The sequence below is a fragment of the Paenibacillus sp. FSL H7-0331 genome, from assembly GCF_001956045.1.
Genome location: NZ_MRTH01000002.1, coordinates 421,985 through 444,793, shown reverse-complemented (window position 1 = coordinate 444,793; position 22,809 = coordinate 421,985). Strand labels below are relative to the sequence as shown.

Genomic DNA, 22,809 nt, shown 5'->3' with positions numbered 1-22,809 from the left:
AAAGCATATGAGATAGTGGCATGATTTGTCTGGGCTTTTGATAATATAAATGCTCGTATACCTCAAGCCGTGCTTTTGCCATATGCTTCTTTCAGACTCTGCCTCGCTGCAGACACTCTCTTGCTCTTGGCTAACGGTAGACGCCTGCCAGACCCCATTCCCGGACTTTCACCGTAGAGAGACGCCCACCATGCTGGGCTTGCATACTAATAAGGATGAGCATTTTGCTCATCCTTATTAGTACTGAAATCTCCCTCGCCCCTAAAAGGAGCCATTAATCCGGTATCACTTGAGTAAAATGAATGGTATAGGAATTGCTAGTTGTTCCATCCGCAGAAGTTGCCGTGACTACAGCAGTACCCGGTATACTAGATGGTAAAGCATACGTGACAGTGGAGGGTGATGTAGTGCTTGTATCCATGGCTGCAGCCGTAACCGTCGGTACAGGCATGCCTACCGGCAAAACAACATTATAGCTGTAGATACCAGGCTCAAACCCTTCCACCGTTTGCCCGTTTACCTGCAGATCCCCCAGTCTCGAGGGTACACGTACTCTGTACTCAGCTTGGTTTACTCCATTTACAGCACTGTTTGCCGTTATGGTGGAGCTACCCGCATATACACCAGTTATGGATACTGAAGGTACATTCTTATAGGTTGTTGTAGTCTCCATAGGTATGGTTACAGCTGCACTGCTTGATTTCCAGTCTGCATTGAGATTTGCTGTATTCGGGAAAACCTTTGTAGATACCAGCTGTAGATTCTCTCCTATTTGAAGAGCCGTTACGGAATTTTCTGCTTTCACAGTTATAGGTACTGAATACCCATCAGACAACCTTACAAATAAAGAGGAGTACTCTGCAGCCCTATTAAAGGATGCCTTCGTTCTGTCTACATAGACGGAAAAAGTTACACTATCATGACTCCCAAAAGTTCCAGAAGAAGGTGAAACTGTATACCAATCCTCTTCTGCGTTTTGTCTAATCGTATAATTTCCTGTTCCCGTTAAAGCACCTGTAGAGATTGTGAATGTTGCCGTGTCATTTGCTTCAGGTATGCTGACCAGATATTTGTCTGCATGGAACGGGATAGGCCGCTTCGGAAACAGGCTGCTCTCCCCTTGTTCAAAGGCACCGATATCCGGAGTGCTGCCGGTGAAAGTATCGGCAAAGTTTTTCACTACCGTTCCCTTATCCATTACATTGACTTCCTTCGCAGCATCAATACCGGAAGCTGCCAGTGTAAATACACCTGCATCGGGATTAGTCATCTTCCCTATTTTGAACAGCCCATGTGCTTCGGCACCAGGGCTTGCAACAATCTGTCCAGCACCATCTGCAGCAGTGCTGCGACCGAGAGCATCATAATCGAAATTCGTACCGGGATTTACTGACGGGCTGTTATCTTCAATATTATAGAAATAGGAGGAACCATTGATCAGATTTCTCATTACAACAATCAGGTTATTTCTGGTGCCACCATACCAGTTCTTGGGTGTGCTGCTGCCTACAATAGCTTTGGGAACCGCATAGATGGTATTATTGAAAAACCACGTTTGTCCCTTATACACCGTGCTGTTGTTGCCGCCTAATTTGACTACTGCGCCGGTTCCCGTACGCCTATAGTCATTCATATTGTAGAGTACATTCTTGAAAGCATAGCTAGGTCCTACCATGTTCGGCGCGAAACTCATGCCAGCGTAGCTCATTTCGAATCGGTTGTCAAAAACCCTGATATTGGACTGCCCTCCGTCTAATTCAATACTATCATCATTGGAGTACCCGAAGAAATTGCCGTAAACGTCCGCATCTTTATAAAAACCACCGCTTTCCTGGTTATTAAAATACCCGCTGATAACATCATTGAACCGGTGGTATTCATCCGTCCCGCTAAAGTCGTTATAGCGTACTACCATCCCGCCTGCACTTCGGAGATACATCGCCTCAGGTCCCTGCGGATGGGAATTACTGAAGGGTTGCCCGTCTGAATTGATGCCCGTCCATGGATTTGCGTATCCTCTCGGTTCATGCACGTAACTTCTTTCTACGACTATGTTCTTTGAATCTTCGATTCTGAAGCCTGCATCGCCCTCCAGCATGTTCCCTTCGGCATCAATAGGAGTTCCATATCCAACATCACTCTTATTAATAAAAGCAATCTGTTCAGGGGTAGTTACGGTATCAACAGCAATCCGTCCCCAACCGGAAATATCAGCATTACTAATTCTAACGTCGTGAACGGTATTGTTCATAAATATCCCGTTCTTCTTTCCACCTTTAACTATAAAGCCATCCAGTATCGTATAAACCGAATTTGTAACCGTTACAGCATGATTGGTTAGATCCCCGGCATCGATAGTCAGTCCCGTGTCATTGACAATCTTAATCCAGCCAGTATCGGTTCCTGTTATTCCGTTTATGGTCAAACCGCCACTGGTATATAAGCTGGACAAGGAAATGGTCTGTGCAATGGTAGGATTGGAAGTCCATGTCCGGAAGCTTCCTGTCTCTGATTTCACCAATGTACTTCCATAGAATACATCCGATTTCACTTCATAGGCTGTGTCTTCTTCAAGCCTTACTATACTTCCGGAAAACATTTCCTTACCCGGAATATAAATCGGCTCTAACGCTTCTTTCCATACAGAATCCCCTGCCTTCCTATAGTACAGATGGCGGATTAAATCATCCCTCCCACCAGCTATGTAGACACTGGCAGAATGAAAAGACGGGGTTAATGTTAGGCCATAAACAGGAGCAGGCATCCCAGCCAGTACAGTAACGGTGCTGGAAGCCGTGTACACTGCGTTCGTAACACTAGACGGGGTGGCAGTCGTAGAAGTCGCTGTGATGGTCGCGGTACCTGTATTAACTGCCGTTACCAAGCCATTGTTTATATCAACTGTAGCTACATTGGCATTGCTGCTAGTCCACTTGACTGCCTGTGGCGCCCCAGCAGGAGCAACTGTTGCCGTGAGGGTTTCTGTTGCTGCCTTCTCTAAGATTGTAGCTGTCTTGTTAAGACTAACACCGGTAACAGCTACAGGAGCCGTGCCTGCAGTTTGAACTAAACTGATATCATCAATGTAAGCAATCATGCTGCCGCTAACTGAGCTTATAGAAAACACATAAACCCGCATATAGTTTGCATTGGCAGGAACCGTAAAGCTTTTCTGAAACAAGGTGTATCCGGATGTAGTCGTGCCTGTTACACCGCCAACATTTACATCCGCACCGACCTGTACAGCACCGGTATTACTAAAGTTATCCGGGTTGGTCTTGTCGTAGAATCTGGCAGTCATTCCCGTAGAGGATGCAGCATTCGTATTATGGGTTACGTTCATATAATAGGATATTTGATAGGTCTGTCCGGGAATAACCGAAATATATTGCTGAGCAGGCGTTTTTTGACTGCCTGAGCCCGCCGAAACCTTTAAAGCATTATTCCCCGTGCGAGCATAGCTTGAACCTGCTGGAGTACCATTCGTAGCCTTTGATCCGGTAGAGTCTAGTCTCCACCCATCAAAAATTAAAGTACCCATACCCGTAACACTCTCGAATCCGGTGTTCAGCAGTACTCCATTTCCATAGGCTGCAGCCGGAGTTGTCATCCCTAGAGGTACATAAACCAACATCATGCAAAAAATTAAAAACTTACACAAACGTTTTTTTAACGATTGATTCATCAAATAATTCCTCCTTCATTTTGCATAACAACTGGCACCTGTGCTCGAATCAGCTAGGGAGTGCCACGCGTGCACAGCAGGCCTACCTAGTTATACTAACCTTTATACTTCAATAACCATCATTTGGATATATCCACGATCATTGTAGCTTCGTAAATTGATATCCGTCTATATTCATTTATTCAGAAACAGTGGTTTCCACGGCAGGAGTAAAGGTTGTGCTTTTCTACCCTATTCTATTGTTAACATGAATCTATTCGTTATGGAAAATTACAGACTGCTGCAACAAAACAGCGCTACCTTCACCAAGGCAGCGCTGTAAGCCTACTCATTCTGTTGGGGTGAGACCGTTCCAGCATTTCTCTCACGGAACTGACCCGGTGTAATTCCTTCAATCTTACGGAAGTAACGTATAAAATTGGTCGGGCTCGTGTACTTCAGCTTCTCAGCGATTTCAGTGACCGTCATATTGGTATCGGTTAACCAGCCTTTAGCCATTTCCAGGCGATGCTTCAAGAGATATTCGCTGAAGTTAACACCCGTTTCCTGCCGAAATATTTTACTGACGTAATGCGGGTGATAATGAATTTTGGAAGCGCACATCTCCAACGTCAGATCGATATCGAAGTCTTCATGGATCATTTGAATAACAGCCTTAGATATTTTCTGAAATTGTGAGCTGCGTCTATCCTCCAAACTGGCAATCACCGGAATAATCAGCTTATGCAGGAACCACTCTTCCATTTCTTCCACAGTCCGAAGTCCCGACATTTGCTCGATTAGCGGGGCCTCCCCATTGACAAGCTGTCCCAGCGGGATTCCCTCAGCTTGGAGCAAGCCGCTGATTTCCGTCAAAATCCGGAATAAGGAAAGCTGATATTCCTGAAAGTGGAACGGAGGCTGGACCAGCTCCTGCATGAATTCCCGCAGCTTCTCCTCGGCTTGGATACGATATCCACTTTTGATCGAGGTCAGCAGCTCTTGTTCCAGCTTCAAAGGATAATGCATCGTTTCAACGGGACCCGATACCACATCTTCGCTGTAAATAATCGCCTCATTGCCCAATCTAACCCGATAATTCAGCGCTTCCTCCGTCTCATGATAAGCTCTTGGAATATCTGTCCATTGCTCCACAGGTAGACTAAAGGCAATGCTTACGGTAACGTCCAAGTAAGTCGCCGCCGCTTTCTGTACAGCTTCTGCCCACAGCCGGAGCTCGCCACTCCACAACTTATAATCTTCTATACTTGTACCCAATACGTTCAGTTGGCAGTTGCTGGTTACGATGGGTGTGAGCCTGTAGGGGAGCGGAATGAGCTCACTCACCATATTGCTGATGGCAAAGAGCAGTAAATCCTGATCGTTGCGGCTATAGCGTGTCCCTTCCAGTGTATCTATCTCGACAGCCATGACCGTTATCTGCTTCCACTCCACTGCATAGCCGAACATAGAGAGCTTCTCGTTGATTTCACGTTTATGTACATCTCCCAATATGAGTTTCTGTACGAAAAATGCTTCCAGTTGAGCCGTATAGCCTTCAATTTGGCTTGACATTATCTTCTCTCGGTCCAAGAGACGATACACGCCTTGTCCGATCTGCTGGATATGATCCTCCTTGCTGTTATCCGGACCTCGAAGCTTTTCACCCTGTCCGAGCAAGATATTATGCAATGAGCGTATAGGACGGTACATATTGTTGGAGCCGAACCAGGCAGCGAACAAAATAAGCAGCAAGATGGCGGAACATGTCCACCAGGTAAAACGACCAATGGACTTTGATTCTTGTGTTATTTCATCAATAGATGCTGCGGCCAAATAGTACCATCCTGTATAGCTCGAGCGTAGAAAAGTAATCCCATACGTCTCATCATTGTGCTTGATGAGGAGTTGGCCCTCTGTCTCAGTATGGTTCGTCAGCTGTTTCTTTATTGCCTGATCGACAAGCAGCTTTTGTACGGTACCCTGATCCTGTCCAATGAGCAGGTTCATGCTGCCATCAAGAATTGCCGTGCTTCCCAGCGGGTTCGTGCGCAGCAGCAGCATGTTCAGATGGGAAAAGGGGATGTCCACAACAATGAGTATAGATGGATTAGGAACATACAACTGACTTTTCTTTAGAAACCGGATGCCATGCTCATTTCTAGTCCAGGTGGAATTCAGAGATGAATTTAGAAATTCCGCATATGGCTTCAGCTCTTCAGCTTTATTCTGAAACGTCACAATCCCCGTATTGTTTACTCTCCATTGATATTGCATGTTATACATCGTTACATCAAATACGCCAAGCTCATAGACCTGCAGCTGGCGCATGCTTGTTTCAAGCCTGTTGAATGGCTCATATTTATTATAATCGAGCGGTATATTGTACAAATCCGTACCTGATGAAGTGCTGAGATACGCCGCAAGCGATGTCTCGACGGTCTTCATATTTTGTTCAATAGCTAACTGACTGTGCTTCAAGATTTGTAAATTACCGACTTCTACATACTGTTGGATCGTAGTTGAAGCTCTGAAGTAGGATAAAAATCCAAGAATGGCCAGTGGTACAACGCCAAGGAGGAATCCGTACACAAGAAGTTTATTCAGATAGGTCATTTTACGGAAATTCATAGATAGTCCCCCTTGGATACTGCACCTTAAAAATTATTTAGCTGCTTTCTTGTATTCAGCAGTGAATTCAGCAATGATCTTATCGCCACCCGCTTTACGCCAATTTTCAATTGCCTTATTATAGCCTGCTTCATCAATCTGTCCCATAATGAACTTCACTTGAGCATCATTTTTGATTTTGTCGAGCTCCGGTCCTTTCTCGGACTTCGTAGCAGAGATCAGCGAGCTGGCAACATCATATACAGCAATTTTCTCGTTCGCTGCTACCAGATTACCAACCAATTCATCAAGCGGCTCCTGCTTCAGCGGCAAGCCTACATTCGCATGAGCAACGGCGAGCTGGCTGAAAGCGTTAATGCCCGCTTTAGATACGTCAGACAAAGTCTCGTTCTGTACTACTTTCTGGCCTTCCATCTTGTAGTCCGTATCTTTTATACCACGGTAGGCAAGGGTCATACCTTCAGGAGTCGACAGTTTGTCGAAGAAGTCAAGAATCTTGAGCAGCTCTGCTTCGGTCTTGATCGTGCTCTTGGAGAAGAAATATCCGCCCAAGGCACCGCCAGTGGAGGAAGCTCTCAAGCCTTTGGGTCCAGGCAGCCCTTGAAGATAACCAATCTCCAGCTTCGGATCGAGCTTAGCGCCATCCTTCTGAATGAGCTTCACCGTACTGTCAACCGCAATAATAATTCCCGCTTTCCCTTTGACCATCATTTCCGTCTGCTGCGGGCCGTTCAGAAGGGCAAAATCCTGATTCATGGCTTTGTCAGCATAGAGCTTACGGTAAAACTTGAGCCCTTCCAAATATTCAGGGGTTAAGAAATTCGGAACCACCTGATCGTTCATGATTCCGTTGGACATAGGTCCGCCATAATAAATGGAAATATCGCGAGTTAAAGCATCCAGCGCACTGTATTCTGTATAACCTACGGTATCGTTCTTACCATTTTTATCCGGGTCCTGATCCGTAAACGCTTTCGCCATATTGTAAAGATCGTCCAGTGTCTTTGGCTCCTGCAAACCTAGGTTCTTCATCCAGTCCTTACGGTACGCGATGATGTGCCTAGCAGAATCACGGAACCTGGGGAGCAGGTATATCTTACCATCATAGCTGACACCGTTCAATACATTAGGATTTAACTTGCTGAGATTTGGAAATTGCTTGAGGTATGGACCAATTTCCCAGAAGGCTCCGGCTCTAACGGCATTAATAACATTCGGCGCCCGTCCTGTGTTGGTCAACATGACCTGAGGCAGCTCGCCTGAGGCCAGTGTCGCATTAAACTTGTCATTGTAGGCTGTTGCTGGCACCCAAGTAAAGTCAAGCTTTGTATTCGTCAGCTTCTCTATCTCCAGCTTGATCGGATTATCATCCTTTGGCGGATCTCCTGTAACCTGAGCCATAATCTTGATCGTGGTAGGCGTACTCACTGCTGCCGCCTTCCCGCCCTCTGCCGGTTTAGAACCTACATTGTCGGCACCTGTCCCGCAACCTGCCAGCAGAGTACCTGTTAATGCTGCCGCAATAGCTGTTGCTGTAATGTGCTTGAAAGTAAAAGTATTCATTTATTGTTTGACCTCCTGATTTGTATGATTTCAATTATACTGCATGATGATTAGCCTTTCACTGAACCAAGCATCACCCCTTTAGCAAAGTGCTTTTGCAGAAATGGATATACACATAGAATCGGTAGAGTAGCTACCGTAATAACAGCCATCTTCACCGTTTCCGGAGGGACCGCTTGATCTGCTGCTGCCTCAGGATTATCGAGCCAGCCCTGCGAGAGCATAACGATGGAACGAAGCAGAACTTGAATGGGCCATTTTTCCGAATCATTGATATATAGCACCGCTGCCATAAAGGTGTTCCAATGACCTACGGCATAAAATAAGCTGAAGGTGGCGATTGCCGGCAAGGAAAGCGGCAGTACCAGCCGGAACAAGATAACCAGATCATTGGCTCCGTCAATTTTGGCGGATTCCTCCAGCCCATCGGGCAACTGCTGAAAGAAATTTTTAAGAATAATCAAATTAAATACACTGATGGCACCTGGAAGCAATAATGCCCAGAACGAGTTCAGCAGACCAAGGGCCTTGATGAGCAAGAAAGCCGGGATCATACCTCCCCCAAACAGTAGTGTGAACAGGATCATGATCATAAGCGCTTTACGGCCGATTAAATCCCGGCGTGACAGCGGGTAAGCCATAATGGAGGTGAAAATAATATTGATCAATGTACCGACCACCGTGATGAATACTGTTACCAGCAGGCTTTGCACGATCCGGTCATTACCAAATATGATGCGATAGGCGCTGAGCGAAAATTCTGTAGGAAACAATACGAAGTCTTTACTTAATACATCATGCTCGGAAGCAAACGACGTAGCCACAATATGAATAAACGGCACTGTAGTTGTCAAAGCAAACAACGACAGCAAAACATAGTTACAGTAGTCGAACAATCGGCTGCCAAAGGAATGAGATTTCATGACCGGCTGCTCCTTTCTTCTAGATAATTCCTTCTTCTCCAAATTTCTTGGATAGCTCGTTCGCAATCAGAACAAGCACTAGGCCAATAAAGGATTTGAACAGGCCAACCGCTGTGGAATAGCTAAATGATCCTTGCACGATCCCTATCGTATACACATAGGTGTCGAAAATTTCGGCTACATCCCGGTTCAGCGGATTGAGCAGCAGAAACACATGATCGAAGCCCAACTCCAAAATATCGCCAATCTTTAATATGAGCAGAATAACGATCGTACTGCGTATGCACGGCAGCGTTATATGCCACAGCTGACGCATCCGGCCTGCTCCGTCAATCCGGGAAGCCTCATACAGCTGCGGGTCTACACCGGCGAGTGCCGCCAAGTAAATAATGGTTCCCCATCCGGTATCCCTCCAGATGGCCTGAATGATATAGGTCGGCCGGAACAAATCGGGATTCATCATGAAGGTGAACTTTTGCAATCCCACCGACGCTATCATCTTCTGAAACACACCATCCTGCATCTCGAAGATAACAAAAAACATCCCGATAATAATGACCCAAGACATGAAGTGAGGAATATAGATCAAGGTCTGGATCACCTTTTTGAACTTCTCTGTGCGAAGCTCATTCAGTAGAAGCGCCACTACTATGGGCATCGGGAAGACGAACACTATATTCATTAGCGAAAGCAGCAAGGTATTCCTCAGCAGAACGAAGAAAGTAGGATCACTGAACAAACGAATAAAATGCTTCATGCCTACCCAGTTACTACCGGTCATGCCTTGAAATGGAGAGTAATCCTGAAAGGCGATTACGATCCCCCACATGGGTCCGTACTTAAATAATAGGAAATAGATAATGCCAGGCAGCAGCATCAGATACAACCAGCGGTCCATCTTGATCTTCCGCAGCTTGCCCTTTGTACTTATCACCCTTGCTGTTTTGATTGGTTTTACATTTGTATCGGCCGAATGATTGTAGACAGCCAAGATGATTCACTCCTTAACCTGAAATATATAGTTAGTTCTCTGATTCGGTCCAAGGAAATGTTCATGACTTGTCACTCTTAATGGTCTTATCCCAATCCACACGAGCTTTATATACATTGGTCCGACCATTTCGTTCAGATGAGAAGATCACATACTTATCATCCCTTGTGAAAATCGGATGCGGGTGCGACATTTGACTCTTCCAGGACGTACCGTGAGCGCAGAGCAAGCCGACCTCAACGGACTCACCTTCATATTTAAGCATTGCTAAATAATTGCCGTGATCCTTCATATCCTTGCGAATAGGCGCCCGGTCGCCGATCCCTAAGTTTTCCGCATAATTCATTTGAACGTGGGATGGACGGGTATAAGGATAATAATATCTGCGCTCATCCGAGCCGTCCGTGTTCACGAAGATATCGCCATGTTTGTAGAATTCCTCGCCTACCTGGTCTCTGTACGAATATTGGGCGCCGACTCTGCCGCTTGCAGTGAAAAATTCGTGGCCGATCCGCTCCAAATTCACCTTTTGATCGATGAGGGGATATACTTTGTCGTGGTCTACTCGCGCGGTCCACATTCTGTGAACATGGAGCCACGGCCCTTCGTGGCAAAATAAAACGACATTCGGATCGGTTGGACTGATATTGACATGCGAGATCCATTGCTGATCTCCCCATAACACAAGCGACGACTTCTTAGTCAAATCGTACCGGATGACAATACTTGTCGGCCTGCGAAAATACTTTTCCCTCATCTCCGAATAAATTTTGCTGGTTTGCGTACAAACCTCAATTGCTTCCACATAAGAAAAAGCGAGATATTGACCGGCGTTATCGATGGATAAATCGCTGGGTTTGAAGCCTGGGGGAATTTCCATCAGAGCCTCGGCTTCCAACGTATCGAGACGGACACTCTTGAGGACGCGGCCCGCAAAGTAATACACGATATGATGCTGTGCATCCAGCACCGAGCTGAACGGATAAATATCCGTTTCATCCGTGAGTTGTACCATTTGTCCATCCGCGAATCGCAATGTATACAATTGCATGGCTCCGCTTCGGTTAGAGGCCAACAGGATATACTGATTCTCCGCGTCAATTAAAGTTTTGGTAAAATAGGGATGGTACGTATCCCCAGTACTGTCAGTAAGTTGAACCATCTCGACACCCGTCAAGTCGTCCGTTCCCTCGATCATCGTTGAATAAGATACATGCCCTTTCACAATACACCACCTGCTCCATCTACTATGTTTAAGCTTCTTGACTTGCTGTGTTCATTCTAGTTCTCCAAACGGATATCAGTCTATATTCATTTGTTCAGGATATTACAGAACCGTGCTGTGGCAAGGTTTTTCGGTGGAATAACCATTGGCAGAACCCTGTCCTTCTCCTATACGTGCCGCAGTCCCCCATGAGTGGAATCAAAGAAGTTGTGCGTCCCCTACCGGTTCCAACGCAGATGCAGGTGAATGTCGCCTTTCAGCTCCGTATCATAATGGTTTGAGATACCACCAATAGTCCTGACATTAAACAAAACTCCCGTTACTTTAACAAAAAAAGAGGAGCTGTCTTATGGCAAGCCCCTCCACTATCTATCTTCGTTCGTAATTACTCAGTATCTTCAACCACGAACACAAAGTTCAAATTCTCCTTCGGGGCAAATATTGTTTCATTCACTTTCTTGTATTTTCTCTATAATTTCACTAACACAACATTCTATATCCTTATTTGAGCAATCAAGAGTTGTATCACTATACTTAACGTATAGAGGAACTCTTTCCTCGTAAACGTCTTTAAGACTATTTCCTTTCTTTATTACAATACCTCTGGTAGTTATGTTGATTAGTCTTCTTTTAATTTCTTCATATGGGACATGTAAATAAACAATCTGTCCACCCTGTTTAAGGACATTCATAGCTTTTTCTGAATATATAACACTTCCACCAGTAGATATAATGCAATTTTTCAGCTTCAATCCAGACACAATTTGTTCTTCGACTTCCATAAATTTTTCGATACCATCATTATCAATTATATCTTGTAACAACCTACCTTCTTGTTGTTGTATGACAATATCTGTATCCACGTAATCCATTCCTAAAGCTTTTGCAAGCAACACACCTAAAGTGCTTTTACCAGCTCCAGACATACCTATAAGAACTATATTCATATTCATCCTCACTTTTGCTAGTTGGTATTGGTTTCGTTGGATAACGTTATTTAACTGCATATAGCGATAACCACTGAGGAAGAGCGGCCAAGGGGTTCATTTTCCAGTTGCATAGATTATCCAGCGCTTGTTTTGAGAGTGAGTCTCTTTCAGCTGTTGATTCATCAACCCAATATGAACCATCTTCTGCATACATTTCTTCGATATGCTTTATACCAAATCCTGTTGAAGTAATAGCGTTTGTTATATCCTGTAATCGCCAAGTATATCTGGGTACCTCTTCTATTATGAATGGTCCTACCGAATCATATGGCTTAACAACCGTTAATTTTGCGGTATCATTCCCGAAGGGACGCGTATAAGGATGTACCTCATACATGATATAAACACCATCGTTATTAAGAATTCTTTGGATATTTTTATACATTGAGTTTAAATCGTTAATCCATACATGGACTCCATTAGATGTATATACAAAATCAAATTGACCGCTTTCAATTTTGCTGAGCTTCATTGTATCATCGCAGATAAATTCAATATCCCAACCGTATTTTTGTGCTATGGATGAGCTATGTTCCAACTGTCTTTCCGATATGTCGCATGATGTTACTTTTGCACCCAGCAAATGAAAAGCAAAAACAGCATGGTTGTCACCACTAGAAGGGACACATATTCTCTTTCCTTGCAAATTTGGCAATGCCTTTTTGATCATTGAATATGTAGTATGATGGAATGCTGACTCAGGATTGTTAATTATTTTCAAAATCGCTTCATCTGTTCTATATCTTTGATACCATGTTTCAGACCATTTATTCCAAATTGTTTTTACCTTACTGTTATCCACTAAATTACCCCCCATACCTCGTGATGAATTTTATTATAACAAGGTCAGAAGTATTTAAATGTATAATAATCGACTAGAAATTATACATTACATAAAAAATCACATCAGGATTCATTGATGTGACTTTTTAATAATCTTATTTTTTTGAGTAAATGATTTTTTTAATACTATAACTGGAAAGACAAAATAGATCTGAAAGTTGATCAATAGAAACACCTTTTGAAAACTTTCCACGGATCTCTTCATTCCGAGCGTTTAAATATTGTCTGCCCCCTGAATTTTCGCCCCATTTCTTATGCAATCCTTCAGGGTTTGGGATATAAAGTATGACACCATGTATATACTTCTGTATCTCGTTTAATAGCTCTTGCGGTAAGATGGTTTCAGCGTTTACATATTTCAAAATAGCTCTGCTCCTTAAAAAAAATTTGATATTTTTAAGGGTACAAAGTCTTTACTACAAACAATTAACAACTTAGACAAATATTAGGCGGATAGCTATTTCTTGCTCCATACAAACAACCGCCGTTGTTCATAGTTCAGACTTTGCACGGAGCCAAATTTTATCGTTTAAATTCTGCACGAAGCTGATCTTCAGCACGGTAACCCTCCTTTCAGATAGCATTTTATTTAATTTCTACAGCAAAAATGTAGGAAGTATCCCCTGTAGTCCACAGTGATTTGATCCATATGTTATATGTACCAGCTTCATTAGGTAAATGAATTCTCTGGTTTTCAAATATCATGTCCTCAAATCGGTCACTCATCATGTCGCTTTCTGCTTCTTGGGCGATAACTCTTGTTATTCCTATTGAATTGGGCTCCATGCCTTTTGGATATTGAATCAAAATGGATGAACCAGGAGCGACAACGACTGGATGATAATCAACCATTTTCAATAAATATGAATAAGGTCTGATGGATTCAACGCAGCCCTTCCAACAACTACTGCCTTGAAGAATAGGAATTTCCTGATTCCATAATGTACCGTTTTGATATTTTCTTTCGTAGTAGACAAAAGGGACTGGGGCTGCCAAGCCTTTTTCGATTTTAACGCTTTTTTGTTCAATGCGGATCTCTTTCTTACGATCATCATAATCAATGGTTGAAGGCATGTTCTCAGCTATAAACCGGATTGGAACATAGATGTGCCCCTGGTAGTTCATAACTGAGTACTCACTACCCACGTCTTTTCTAATACCGTTAAATAAAATATTCACATTTACTAGAATGCTCTGGATTGAGTCTGATGCGTAAACTACAGAACCAAGGGATAAACATAACCCAAAGATTATACCTAACATGAATTTTTTGATATTATAACACGCCTCCCCCATATATGATTATATAACCATATATTACCATACATATATAATAAAAGCTTTAATCTTACGGTCAAACATCCGAAATCTAAAATAACATCTACTCCAAGTACTAACACCCGAGCGGCAACTACCCATAGCATTGATTCCACCAAATCATGTCTTTTATTGTGGTCCGTTCAGCCGCAGCGCAGATAGTATAGCCATCTGGATTAATGGCAAACCTTCTCAAGCGCTTTTAGCACGGCTAGCAGCCTCTGCTTCGTTTCAAAATCGGTAATAACGCCTTCTTTATTTAATTTCAAAGTGATGTGCGGTATCATCATCGTACCCCCTTCAATAATCTCAGCGTTGATCATATTGAGAGTAAGCAGGAGCGAAGCATGTGCCTTATCGCCACCCATAGGTGTTGGTGAAGCACTGATAACTGCTGTAGGTTTATTCATAAACTCGCCTGAAGATACGAGCCAGTCCAGAGCATTTTTTAACACACCTGGAACACCGTTACCATACTCAGGTGTACATATAAGCACACCATCCGCTTCCTTCAGCTGTAACCTCAGCTCTTGTACTGAAGAGGGTCCATCGTCGAGATCGAGATCCGGGTTAAAATGCGGAAGATCGCCCAACCCACCATAAATGGTAAATTGAATGTCCCCTGAGGATAATGCAATAATGGCCTTCATTAAAGCTGTATTGGAAGACTTTTCGCGTAGACTTCCCGATATTGCCAATATACGTAAAGTATTGCCCATCAAACTGCCTCCCTTTATTCCTTTATTCGTCATGGTACTTAAAGTCCGATTCCATGTTAAAATTCAATTCTCACACTAATCCGTATTGGAGCAGCATTTTTTATATTTCTATGTATTCTTGGACTCTTGACTCAAGAATTTCAATTAAATCCTGATCCATAAAGTTAAAGTCGTCAAGGATATCTAAACAAATGACCCTTTTTTGTGAGATCTCTATACTGAATTTATCCTTTAACCTTCTTAAATGTTTCTTCTCCATAACAAAAATAAGGTCCGCCCACCCAATGTGTCCTTCAGTGACCCGTATCCTCGCTTTCTCTTCCGTACCTGCTGATTTCACCTCATGTCCATTACGTCCGTTAAATATCTGTTCTGCCGTTAAACTTCGCCATTTATTTTTACTGCATATAAATAGGATTTGAATGTTGTCACACTTCCCTTTGCTTATCTTTTTTATAAATTCTTCAGGTTTAATTATACAGAACAAATAAGGTACAGTCTCCCCATTTTTCGTGAGTGACTGTACCTTTCTTGCATCTATGGAACTTTTTCAATGGCCGGCTTCAAAGCCAGATAGCCTTTCTCCTACAGTCACTTTTGGATATCATTCAGATGGCGCTCCAGGTTATCGTAAGTTTCAGTTATTCCCTGGATCATACCCATATCAAGGACGGTTTTGACGGCTTCGGCCGATGCGTATTCAGCGCGACTAATGATTGTAGTTTTGCCTTCCTGTTCGATAAAGGTCATCGTGATTAGCGTCTCCGGCATATCCGCTACCGTGTTGCCTTCCGCATCCGAGAAGGAATCGACGTAGACGATCCTCTCCGGCGCGATGATTTCTTTGTAAACGGCTTTGCCCCAAGATTCTTGACCATAATATTCCTGACTCTCATCTGTGCATTTCATACAGAAGTGCCAGACGCCTCCGGGTCTGAAATCAATGTTGCATACCGGAAGTGACCAGCCTTTCGGGCCCCACCAGTGCTTTAAATGCTCAGCCTCTGAAAATGCCTGAAACACAAGCTTGCGCGGCGCGTCAAAGGTACGCTCCAGTACCAGCTCCCGGCCTTCGATCTTCGTTGTCATTTTGTTGGTTGCATGTTCATTTGACAAGTTATTTTCCTCCTTTAATTTGATACATTAAATATACTTGAAACGGAATATTCCTGTCAAGGAATATTTGTTTTTTTCAGAGATTCATAGGTATGATTTTACATATAAAAGGAATAACGGCTTCTTCCCCTCCAGAAAAAAAAGATACTGTCCCCCCACTTTTCGTGAGTGACTGTACCTTTCTCGACTTCACTTTACTATGCGCAATTCATGTTTCGTAGTGCATATAATTGGTCAAAGCCTTGTTTTTTCAATAGACGCGCAGCTTTTTTACTTTTGTAAGGACTTTCAGACACGATAAGGATAGACTCATTGGGTGAAAGCTCTTGTTTCCACACAAAAGGCAAACGGCCTATGGATATATTGATCGAGCTCGGTATATGGCAATTGCGGTAATCGGCTGCATCCCGAACATCTAGAATTTTCATTGTCATGGCTTCCGATGGACTGGATAATACCTTGGAATCGACGAAAGCCAATCCTTTCACGGGACGAACCATTCGAATAATCCATAAAGCGCTAATGATTAGAAGCAGTACAACAACAGTCATCGAAGATCCTCCCTGATCACTAATTACATATATGAATGGCAACAATTAACGACTTTTGACCAGCAGCTCAACTGCTTCTTGAACGAGCTTGCTCGTATCTCTTCCTGCGGCCTGTTCTTCCAGCAAGCATTGCTGCAAATTAACAGCGACAATTTGTGCTAAAGCCTTGTCCGATGCATTTCTTACCGCAGATAACTGGCTCACGACTTCCTTGCAGGTTTTACCTTCTTCCATTAATCGCAGAACCCCGCGCACCTGGCCTTCAATTCTTCTCAACCGTTTTTTCATATCCTCGGTATAATTGTATTCCATACTCATCACACATCCTTTCATTAAACTCATACCTGTATAGGTATATTATAAATAAAAAAATGCAATTAGCCAATATCATATAAACAGATTCACTTTTGCGTGGCTGGCATCTCCCAGATAAGCAGCCACTCCTGCATATTCCAATCCATCCAGTAATTCTTCCTGCTGTAAACCAAGGAGATCCATGGTCATCGTACAAGCAACCAGCTTTACACCTTGCTCTTGTGCCAACTCAATCAGCTGCGGCAGTGACAGGGCATTATGTTTTTTCATTACGTGTTTAATCATCTGCGGACCCATGCCTGCAAAATTCATTTTTGACAAACCTAATTTATTGGCTCCCCTCGGCATCATCCAACCAAATGCTTTTTCAAGAATACCCTTTTGCGTATTTACAATTTCATCTTTACGTAGCGTGTTTAAACCCCAAAAGGTAAAGAAAATCGTCACATCATGATCATAAGCTGCAGCACCGTTCGCTATAATAAAGGCAGCTATCGCCTTATCCAATTCGCCGCTGAATAAGACAATTGTGGTTCTTTCTTTATTATTGTCCATGTTCTATATCCCCTTTTTCACATAGGTTGAGCTAAGGAAGGTGTAATGAAGGTTCGTGTTTATTTGTCGTGAATCGCACAGCGGTTTGGTCCCATCTCCATGTCACGCTGCTCTTCCTCACTCGGCTCCATTTTCCCCATGTTCGTTTGACGTATTTCTTGATATGCATGAGGCTGCGGCGGTAAATGCTTCGTTACCTGATACCTGAATTCGGCCTCATCTTCTATATTTAATCCCGGATTGTTGAGATACAGCTCAGCCAAGCTGGCAGAAGCACTTCCGTTTGCACCAAGCTCGGAAATCTTGCCAAAGTGCGCGGGCAGGACGATCAAATCATCAGGTAGTTCTTTGTAACGGTTGTATAATGTATCGTGAAGATCTCCGACCCAATCCTCCGCTTTACCAGCTAAGTCTGGACGACCTATGGAATCGATAAATAAAATATCGCCTGTAAGTAAGTATCTTCCATCCACAATGAAGGAGGTGCTACCAATGGTATGGCCCGGAGAGTATATGGGCTGGATATCGATTTGGGTGTTTCCAACAGGAATAACCAGACCTTCTTCAAGCCTTTCATAATTATACTTCACTTCAGTTGCGTCTTTGGGCGGTAACCAATAGGCTGCTCCCACTTGTTCCGCTAATAAACGACCACCAGAAATATGGTCGGCATGGAGATGGGTATCCAGGGTGTGTCTAATCTGAACATGCTGTTCTTGGGCAAAGCTTTCATAAACTTCGGTCATTCTGGCCGTATCCACAACGGCTGCTTCACCATGAGAAATAATCATGTAGGAGAGACACCCTTTGCCAATGCGAATAAACTGGTAGATCGAACCGCCATCAGTAAGATCCCCAACTTTCACAGGCTCCAAATGCTCACTCCAGGACTTCATGCCACCTTCAAGATAAAAGATTTCGGATCGCCCGGCTTCGATGATTTGTTGAGCGACAAATATGGATGACCCTTCCTTGGCACAAACGACCAGAACCTTCTTCCCAACCGGGATTTGTTCAAGTGCAGCATCCACACCATCCAACAAATCAAAATACGGAATATTAATGACCTCAATGCCCTTACCTTCAATTTTCCAATTGTTAAAATCAATTTTGTTTCGAACATCAAGAATAAATAAATCTTGCTTATTTATGATGAATCGAGTTAATTCTTTGGCAGTCATTGGCTGTATTTGTGATGTAGTTAACATATAGATAAGTCCCCTTTCAACTGACAACCTTTCTGTGGGCGTACTTTTGAAAATGGGTTCATTGATTACTTTCTGTCGGTCCACTCCAATCGGACATTCCGTTTAACACATTGGCTACAGCTGTAAATCCTTTATCAGCCAGCAGTTGACATGCCCGATCACTTCGATTTCCGGTACGGCAAATCATATAAAAAGTCTGATTCGGATCTAACTCATGCCATCGTTGTTCCAAATCACCGAATGGTATGGAAACGGCTCCTGGAATCCGGTTAAAAGCGTATTCTGCTGGTTCACGCACATCTATAACTGTTAGTTTTTCATTGGCCTCTATCCGTCTCAACAGCTCTCCATTGGTTACAGTATGCATATACTTCAGTTCCTCTTTAACCTCATCTGGGTTCGCCTTTCGAATAAAATGCTTCAAAACGTTACCTTCGTGAACAGTCCCCAGATACTGATGTCCCGTATTTGAAGCCCATGCTTGAAAATCAGCTAATGAACCTTTATCCGTTGCTAGAACCTCTATAACTTGACCCGAATGAATAGCACTCATTGCTTTTTTGGTTTTGACGATAGGCATCGGACAAGCAAGCCCTCTACAATCCAGTGTCTGATCTACATGAATTACTGACATCCTTATTACCTCCATATTTTATATTATATACATATACCCCTATAAGTATATGAAACATACTAATCAATTATCTCATTCATGTCAAGAGAGGACGTACTTAACAATCGAACCTTTCCGATCACTCGCTCCGTTTCATTGAGGAATGACAAAAAGAAAAGCCGTCGGTACCCGATTCTTTATCGAGTTGAAACCGCGACTTTATCATTTATCCGTTGTACTGTTATCTTCCTGTCGATTTAATATCGCACGGGCTACATGAAACATCAAACCCACAAACAATCCGGTTCCGACCACGATATAAATCATTGTAAATATTTTTCCAAATGCCGTTTATCAATCGCATAAACGTGATCAAGAATGAAACCATGAACACCATTCCTTATCTCTAGTTCAATACAGGTTTCTATCATGTTCCCACTTACTGTCGATTAATATTCACTGTAGGATAAGTCCCTCTTTACAAGAGACAAATGTTCGATACAATTAGTATATGGGATAAATACCCAAATTTGTTTCAGGAGTGATTGAATGTCTAAAAAGGTCCTTTTCATCACTGGAGATGCCGTGGAATCATTAGAAATTTATTACCCTTACTATCGCGTTCTGGAAGAAGGTTACGAAGCTGTCATTGCCTCGCCAACGAAAAAAGTGCTGCGGACCGTCGTTCATGATTTTGAGGGCTGGGACACTTATACAGAGAAGCCGGGATATCAATTGGAATCGCACATAGCCTTTGATCAAGTAGATCCGACTGAATATGACGGTCTTATTATCCCAGGCGGCCGCGCTCCTGAATACATCCGACTGAATGAAAATATTCCACGGATCGTCAGTCACTTTTTTGAAGCTAATAAACCGGTTGGTGCTATATGCCACGCCGTTCTAGTACTTAATGCCCTGAAAAGCAATCAATATTTTGAAGGCAAGACCATGACTGCCTATACAGCTTGCCGTCCGGATGTGGAAAACCTGGGTGCGATCTACTCCTCTGAGACTTTGCAGGTAGATGGCAATATTGTTTCAGGACATGCCTGGCCGGATCTGCCCGGATTTATGAGAGAATTTCTTAGATTATTGAAATAATAAGTTTTTTAGATAGCGTGAAATCCGCACATCAAACCAGACCTCCGGCCCCAAAGGCTGAAAGTCTGGTTTGATATGTACATTTTATTTAATTGAAGAGATTTCCGAAATATCTTGATAAATGATCTTTCCTTGTTCCATCGCGATCCTTACCATCTCATCAGCACCTTGTGAGGGTCCGCCAATTCGAAGCACCGCATCACAGCATTGTAACAGCCGGATGGATGAAGGATGAAAGATCCGGTTAAATATATCGTCACCTATTGCAAGTGAGCCCGCTTTCTCGATCAAAGGCAGCGCATACCACTCGCCTAATACGGGCAAATGGCCTTTCTCATATACGTCAAGGGCCATATTGTTCATCAAGCTAACGTTGTGCTCAATCAGACGGGGGTCATCTCCAGTTCCTGAGCGATAAGGACCGGCAATTAGAATATGCTGTGCTTTTGGGGGTCCCAATAATCTGTTAATCTGAGCGTGCTGCAGCAGCATAATCGTTTTTGCATCCTTGATTTCACCATTTTTCACCATGTTAATAGCTTCCGCAAACGGGTATTCTAACACTTCGATGTTTTCTTGTTCCTCCTCCAAGCCGCCTCCATCGCCAACTCGCATATGATCTGCATATTCGGCAGTATAAAAGTACAGCATCTCGGTAACAGAACCTGGTGACATGTAAGCTTCACCGATTTTTTGTATGCTCGTTACCCGATATCCTGTTTCCTCCTCCGTTTCCCGAATAATGCAATTCACCGCATTTTCTTTATCCAACAAGCCCGCACACGATTCAATTAAAAGTCCGGTTTCATTCCCATTCACATAAGTTGGCATCCGAAATTGTCGGGTGAGAATTACGGTTTGCTTCTCACGATTGTATAGCAGGATCGTAGCTCCATTTCCTCGGTCGTAGGCTTCTCTGGCTTGGGTTTTCCAGCTACCTTCTTTGTTGGGCCGCATGAAAGTTATTTTCTTGAGTACATACCAGTTGTCGGATAAAATTTCCTCTTTAATGATTCGGATCTGTTGATTCACGACTTAACCTCCCTGAAATCTGATAGATCATTTGGATGCCTGATCTTTTTCGATTATATAGGGTTACGTTACGTCACCTTCAAGCTTTTTTATTGACCTGGAAAAAACCCGTATCTTTGGATATATGAATGCTGCCGTCACGATCAAGTATAGCCTGCAAAAAGGACTTGAATTTCTCCAATTTGACTCCGGTCAAAATGCTTCTGGCATTCATCGGTGTCGAGGTGATGTAATTGAGAAGTGGCTGAATTTGGTCAACAATCATTTCATCCTCATACCGGATCAGCTTGATTTCTGAGAACAAACCTTCAAGCATATCGGTTCCATTATCAAACTCAAACCTTTCCATAACCGGATCTAACACCTGTATATGGGGATCGAATGCGTTGGCAATGTGCTCGATTTCCCGCAAGTGGCTCTTACTCATAGTTGAAGCGTACAATACGGCATCGGACTTCATGACCCTGTATATTTCAGATAGTGCTTTAGGAATATCCGACACATGATATAGCATATGGTTAGCGATCACGATGTCAAATTGTTCATTATGAAATGGAATACTCTGGGCATCTGCTATCAGGTATTTAAATCGATTATCAGACTCGTCTATGTGCTTACGAGCTTCATCCAGCATACCAGCAGACAGGTCGGTGAGCGTAATATTCCAGGACTCAGGAATTCGATTTATATTTCTAGCCCATAAGGTGCCATTCCCACAACCAAGCTCTAATATTTTCAAATCAGGTTGATTCCTTAAATGTTCGAAGAACCAATGATGCCAACCGATAGTATTGACACTGAATTTGTCGTACAGCTCGATCCTTGCTTGCAGTCGGTATGCAGTCAGGTATTGCTCTGCCCAGTCCTTTTCTGTATGTACAATTTGAATGAGATCCGCCAAGCCTCCCCAGTCCACATCAGCCTTTTGTTCGTCTAATAAGTCCATCGCCTCACTGATTGCTCTTACTACATATTTCATATGCGCTGTTTTTTGCAGCATGATTTCTTTTTGCAAAGCCAGTGAACTGCGTAAATCTTGTTCAAGCAATGAAGAATCATTAAGTAATTTGGTGATTTCCTGGAGGGACAACCCAATATATTTTAAGGTCTGTATTTTTTGTAATCTGATCATATCCTGTTTGCTATACATACGTTTAGAAGGATCAACGTTCTGCGAAGGGCTTAACAAACCAATCTGGTCATAATATCTTAAAGTCCTTACAGTCAGACCCGTTCGCTTGGCCATTTGCCCGGTAGTTAAGTAATTGCTCTTATCAGCCATCTATTCTTTTCCCCTTTTAATTCCAAATCTTGTTGGGTTCGGGGCCCATGGCATGAGTATAGCATATCGTTCTGAGGCTCGCTTCCCATAATGAAACCTTATTAAACAGACAAACAACCCCCAATCATGCAGAGGCTGTAGTCGTAAACAACTGATTATGAATGAATT

The 22,809-nt window shown here is 43.1% G+C and carries 21 protein-coding genes; 1 reads left to right on the top strand and 20 read right to left on the bottom strand.

The window, feature by feature from the left end; genetic code table 11:
- Window positions 1-274: 274 nt before the first annotated feature.
- The 18 genes from BK127_RS04780 to BK127_RS04690 all read right to left on the bottom strand — a co-directional run bounded on the left by BK127_RS04780 (window position 275) and on the right by BK127_RS04690 (window position 19,244).
- On the bottom strand, window positions 275-3,685 hold the full coding sequence (locus BK127_RS04780; protein ID WP_076228840.1) for an Ig-like domain-containing protein: 3,411 nt from the start codon (window positions 3,683-3,685) through the stop codon (window positions 275-277).
- Between the two features lie 324 nt (window positions 3,686-4,009).
- A complete protein-coding gene (locus BK127_RS04775; protein ID WP_076228839.1) occupies window positions 4,010-6,295 on the bottom strand; it encodes a helix-turn-helix domain-containing protein in 2,286 nt (761 codons plus the stop codon).
- Between the two features lie 33 nt (window positions 6,296-6,328).
- On the bottom strand, window positions 6,329-7,858 hold the full coding sequence (locus BK127_RS04770; RefSeq protein ID WP_076228838.1) for an extracellular solute-binding protein: 1,530 nt from the start codon (window positions 7,856-7,858) through the stop codon (window positions 6,329-6,331).
- Window positions 7,859-7,908: 50 nt separating this feature from the next.
- Complete coding sequence (locus BK127_RS04765; protein WP_076228837.1) at window positions 7,909-8,781, bottom strand: carbohydrate ABC transporter permease; 873 nt, start codon at window positions 8,779-8,781, stop codon at window positions 7,909-7,911.
- Window positions 8,782-8,800: 19 nt separating this feature from the next.
- Window positions 8,801-9,679: an ABC transporter permease gene (locus BK127_RS04760; RefSeq protein ID WP_083689057.1), complete on the bottom strand. Its 879-nt coding sequence runs from the start codon at window positions 9,677-9,679 to the stop codon at window positions 8,801-8,803.
- Between the two features lie 154 nt (window positions 9,680-9,833).
- Window positions 9,834-10,997: an oligogalacturonate lyase family protein gene (locus BK127_RS04755; RefSeq protein ID WP_076228836.1), complete on the bottom strand. Its 1,164-nt coding sequence runs from the start codon at window positions 10,995-10,997 to the stop codon at window positions 9,834-9,836.
- A gap of 446 nt (window positions 10,998-11,443) precedes the next feature.
- Window positions 11,444-11,944: a shikimate kinase gene (locus tag BK127_RS04750; protein WP_083689056.1), complete on the bottom strand. Its 501-nt coding sequence runs from the start codon at window positions 11,942-11,944 to the stop codon at window positions 11,444-11,446.
- A 46-nt stretch (window positions 11,945-11,990) separates the two neighbouring features.
- Complete coding sequence (locus tag BK127_RS04745) at window positions 11,991-12,788, bottom strand: class I SAM-dependent methyltransferase (protein WP_256711170.1); 798 nt, start codon at window positions 12,786-12,788, stop codon at window positions 11,991-11,993.
- Between the two features lie 136 nt (window positions 12,789-12,924).
- Window positions 12,925-13,191 carry a CD3324 family protein gene (locus BK127_RS04740; RefSeq protein ID WP_076228834.1) on the bottom strand — a complete coding sequence of 89 codons (267 nt, stop codon included), beginning with the start codon at window positions 13,189-13,191 and terminating at the stop codon, window positions 12,925-12,927.
- Between the two features lie 223 nt (window positions 13,192-13,414).
- Entirely contained in the window at window positions 13,415-14,092 is a 678-nt protein-coding gene (locus tag BK127_RS04735) for a stalk domain-containing protein (RefSeq protein ID WP_076228833.1), read from the bottom strand.
- 230 nt (window positions 14,093-14,322) lie between these two features.
- Window positions 14,323-14,865 (bottom strand): NADPH-dependent FMN reductase, encoded by a 543-nt coding sequence (locus tag BK127_RS04725; RefSeq protein ID WP_076228831.1) that lies wholly within the window; start codon window positions 14,863-14,865, stop codon window positions 14,323-14,325.
- 100 nt (window positions 14,866-14,965) lie between these two features.
- Entirely contained in the window at window positions 14,966-15,289 is a 324-nt protein-coding gene (locus BK127_RS04720; protein ID WP_076228907.1) for a low molecular weight protein tyrosine phosphatase family protein, read from the bottom strand.
- Window positions 15,290-15,456: 167 nt separating this feature from the next.
- Window positions 15,457-15,954, bottom strand: coding sequence for an SRPBCC domain-containing protein (locus tag BK127_RS04715; RefSeq protein ID WP_076228906.1), 498 nt, complete (start codon window positions 15,952-15,954; stop codon window positions 15,457-15,459).
- A 224-nt stretch (window positions 15,955-16,178) separates the two neighbouring features.
- Complete coding sequence (locus BK127_RS04710; protein ID WP_076228830.1) at window positions 16,179-16,532, bottom strand: rhodanese-like domain-containing protein; 354 nt, start codon at window positions 16,530-16,532, stop codon at window positions 16,179-16,181.
- Window positions 16,533-16,577: 45 nt separating this feature from the next.
- Complete coding sequence (locus BK127_RS04705) at window positions 16,578-16,844, bottom strand: metal-sensitive transcriptional regulator (RefSeq protein WP_076228829.1); 267 nt, start codon at window positions 16,842-16,844, stop codon at window positions 16,578-16,580.
- 75 nt (window positions 16,845-16,919) lie between these two features.
- On the bottom strand, window positions 16,920-17,402 hold the full coding sequence (locus tag BK127_RS04700; protein WP_076228828.1) for a DsrE/DsrF/DrsH-like family protein: 483 nt from the start codon (window positions 17,400-17,402) through the stop codon (window positions 16,920-16,922).
- Window positions 17,403-17,461: 59 nt separating this feature from the next.
- A complete protein-coding gene (locus BK127_RS04695; protein ID WP_076228827.1) occupies window positions 17,462-18,610 on the bottom strand; it encodes an MBL fold metallo-hydrolase in 1,149 nt (382 codons plus the stop codon).
- A 58-nt stretch (window positions 18,611-18,668) separates the two neighbouring features.
- Window positions 18,669-19,244, bottom strand: a complete 576-nt coding sequence (locus tag BK127_RS04690; protein ID WP_076228826.1) for a sulfurtransferase TusA family protein — start codon at window positions 19,242-19,244, stop codon at window positions 18,669-18,671.
- Between the two features lie 528 nt (window positions 19,245-19,772).
- Between BK127_RS04690 and BK127_RS04685 the strand changes: the two genes are divergently transcribed.
- Window positions 19,773-20,327, top strand: a complete 555-nt coding sequence (locus BK127_RS04685; protein ID WP_076228825.1) for a DJ-1/PfpI family protein — start codon at window positions 19,773-19,775, stop codon at window positions 20,325-20,327.
- A gap of 84 nt (window positions 20,328-20,411) precedes the next feature.
- Here BK127_RS04685 and nudK read toward each other — a convergent pair whose 3' ends face one another.
- Window positions 20,412-21,359, bottom strand: coding sequence for a GDP-mannose pyrophosphatase NudK (gene nudK / locus BK127_RS04680; RefSeq protein ID WP_076228824.1), 948 nt, complete (start codon window positions 21,357-21,359; stop codon window positions 20,412-20,414).
- A gap of 79 nt (window positions 21,360-21,438) precedes the next feature.
- Entirely contained in the window at window positions 21,439-22,641 is a 1,203-nt protein-coding gene (locus tag BK127_RS04675; RefSeq protein ID WP_076228823.1) for a methyltransferase domain-containing protein, read from the bottom strand.
- Window positions 22,642-22,809 lie beyond the last annotated feature (168 nt).

Bases quoted from the DNA above. Each gene is read 5' to 3' on its own strand.
- BK127_RS04770 (WP_076228838.1), bottom strand. From the start codon at position 7,858: ATGAATACTTTTACTTTCAAGCACATTACAGCAACAGCTATTGCGGCA.
- BK127_RS04750 (WP_083689056.1), bottom strand. From the start codon at position 11,944: ATGAATATAGTTCTTATAGGTATGTCTGGAGCTGGTAAAAGCACTTTA.
- BK127_RS04765 (WP_076228837.1), bottom strand. From the start codon at position 8,781: ATGAAATCTCATTCCTTTGGCAGCCGATTGTTCGACTACTGTAACTAT.
- BK127_RS04695 (WP_076228827.1), bottom strand. From the start codon at position 18,610: ATGTTAACTACATCACAAATACAGCCAATGACTGCCAAAGAATTAACT.
- BK127_RS04725 (WP_076228831.1), bottom strand. From the start codon at position 14,865: ATGGGCAATACTTTACGTATATTGGCAATATCGGGAAGTCTACGCGAA.
- BK127_RS04775 (WP_076228839.1), bottom strand. From the start codon at position 6,295: ATGAATTTCCGTAAAATGACCTATCTGAATAAACTTCTTGTGTACGGA.
- BK127_RS04735 (WP_076228833.1), bottom strand. From the start codon at position 14,092: ATGTTAGGTATAATCTTTGGGTTATGTTTATCCCTTGGTTCTGTAGTT.
- BK127_RS04705 (WP_076228829.1), bottom strand. From the start codon at position 16,844: ATGGAATACAATTATACCGAGGATATGAAAAAACGGTTGAGAAGAATT.
- BK127_RS04780 (WP_076228840.1), bottom strand. From the start codon at position 3,685: ATGAATCAATCGTTAAAAAAACGTTTGTGTAAGTTTTTAATTTTTTGC.
- BK127_RS04760 (WP_083689057.1), bottom strand. From the start codon at position 9,679: ATGGACCGCTGGTTGTATCTGATGCTGCTGCCTGGCATTATCTATTTC.
- BK127_RS04710 (WP_076228830.1), bottom strand. From the start codon at position 16,532: ATGACTGTTGTTGTACTGCTTCTAATCATTAGCGCTTTATGGATTATT.
- BK127_RS04675 (WP_076228823.1), bottom strand. From the start codon at position 22,641: ATGGCTGATAAGAGCAATTACTTAACTACCGGGCAAATGGCCAAGCGA.
- BK127_RS04700 (WP_076228828.1), bottom strand. From the start codon at position 17,402: ATGGACAATAATAAAGAAAGAACCACAATTGTCTTATTCAGCGGCGAA.
- BK127_RS04715 (WP_076228906.1), bottom strand. From the start codon at position 15,954: ATGACAACGAAGATCGAAGGCCGGGAGCTGGTACTGGAGCGTACCTTT.
- BK127_RS04685 (WP_076228825.1), top strand. From the start codon at position 19,773: ATGTCTAAAAAGGTCCTTTTCATCACTGGAGATGCCGTGGAATCATTA.
- BK127_RS04690 (WP_076228826.1), bottom strand. From the start codon at position 19,244: ATGTCAGTAATTCATGTAGATCAGACACTGGATTGTAGAGGGCTTGCT.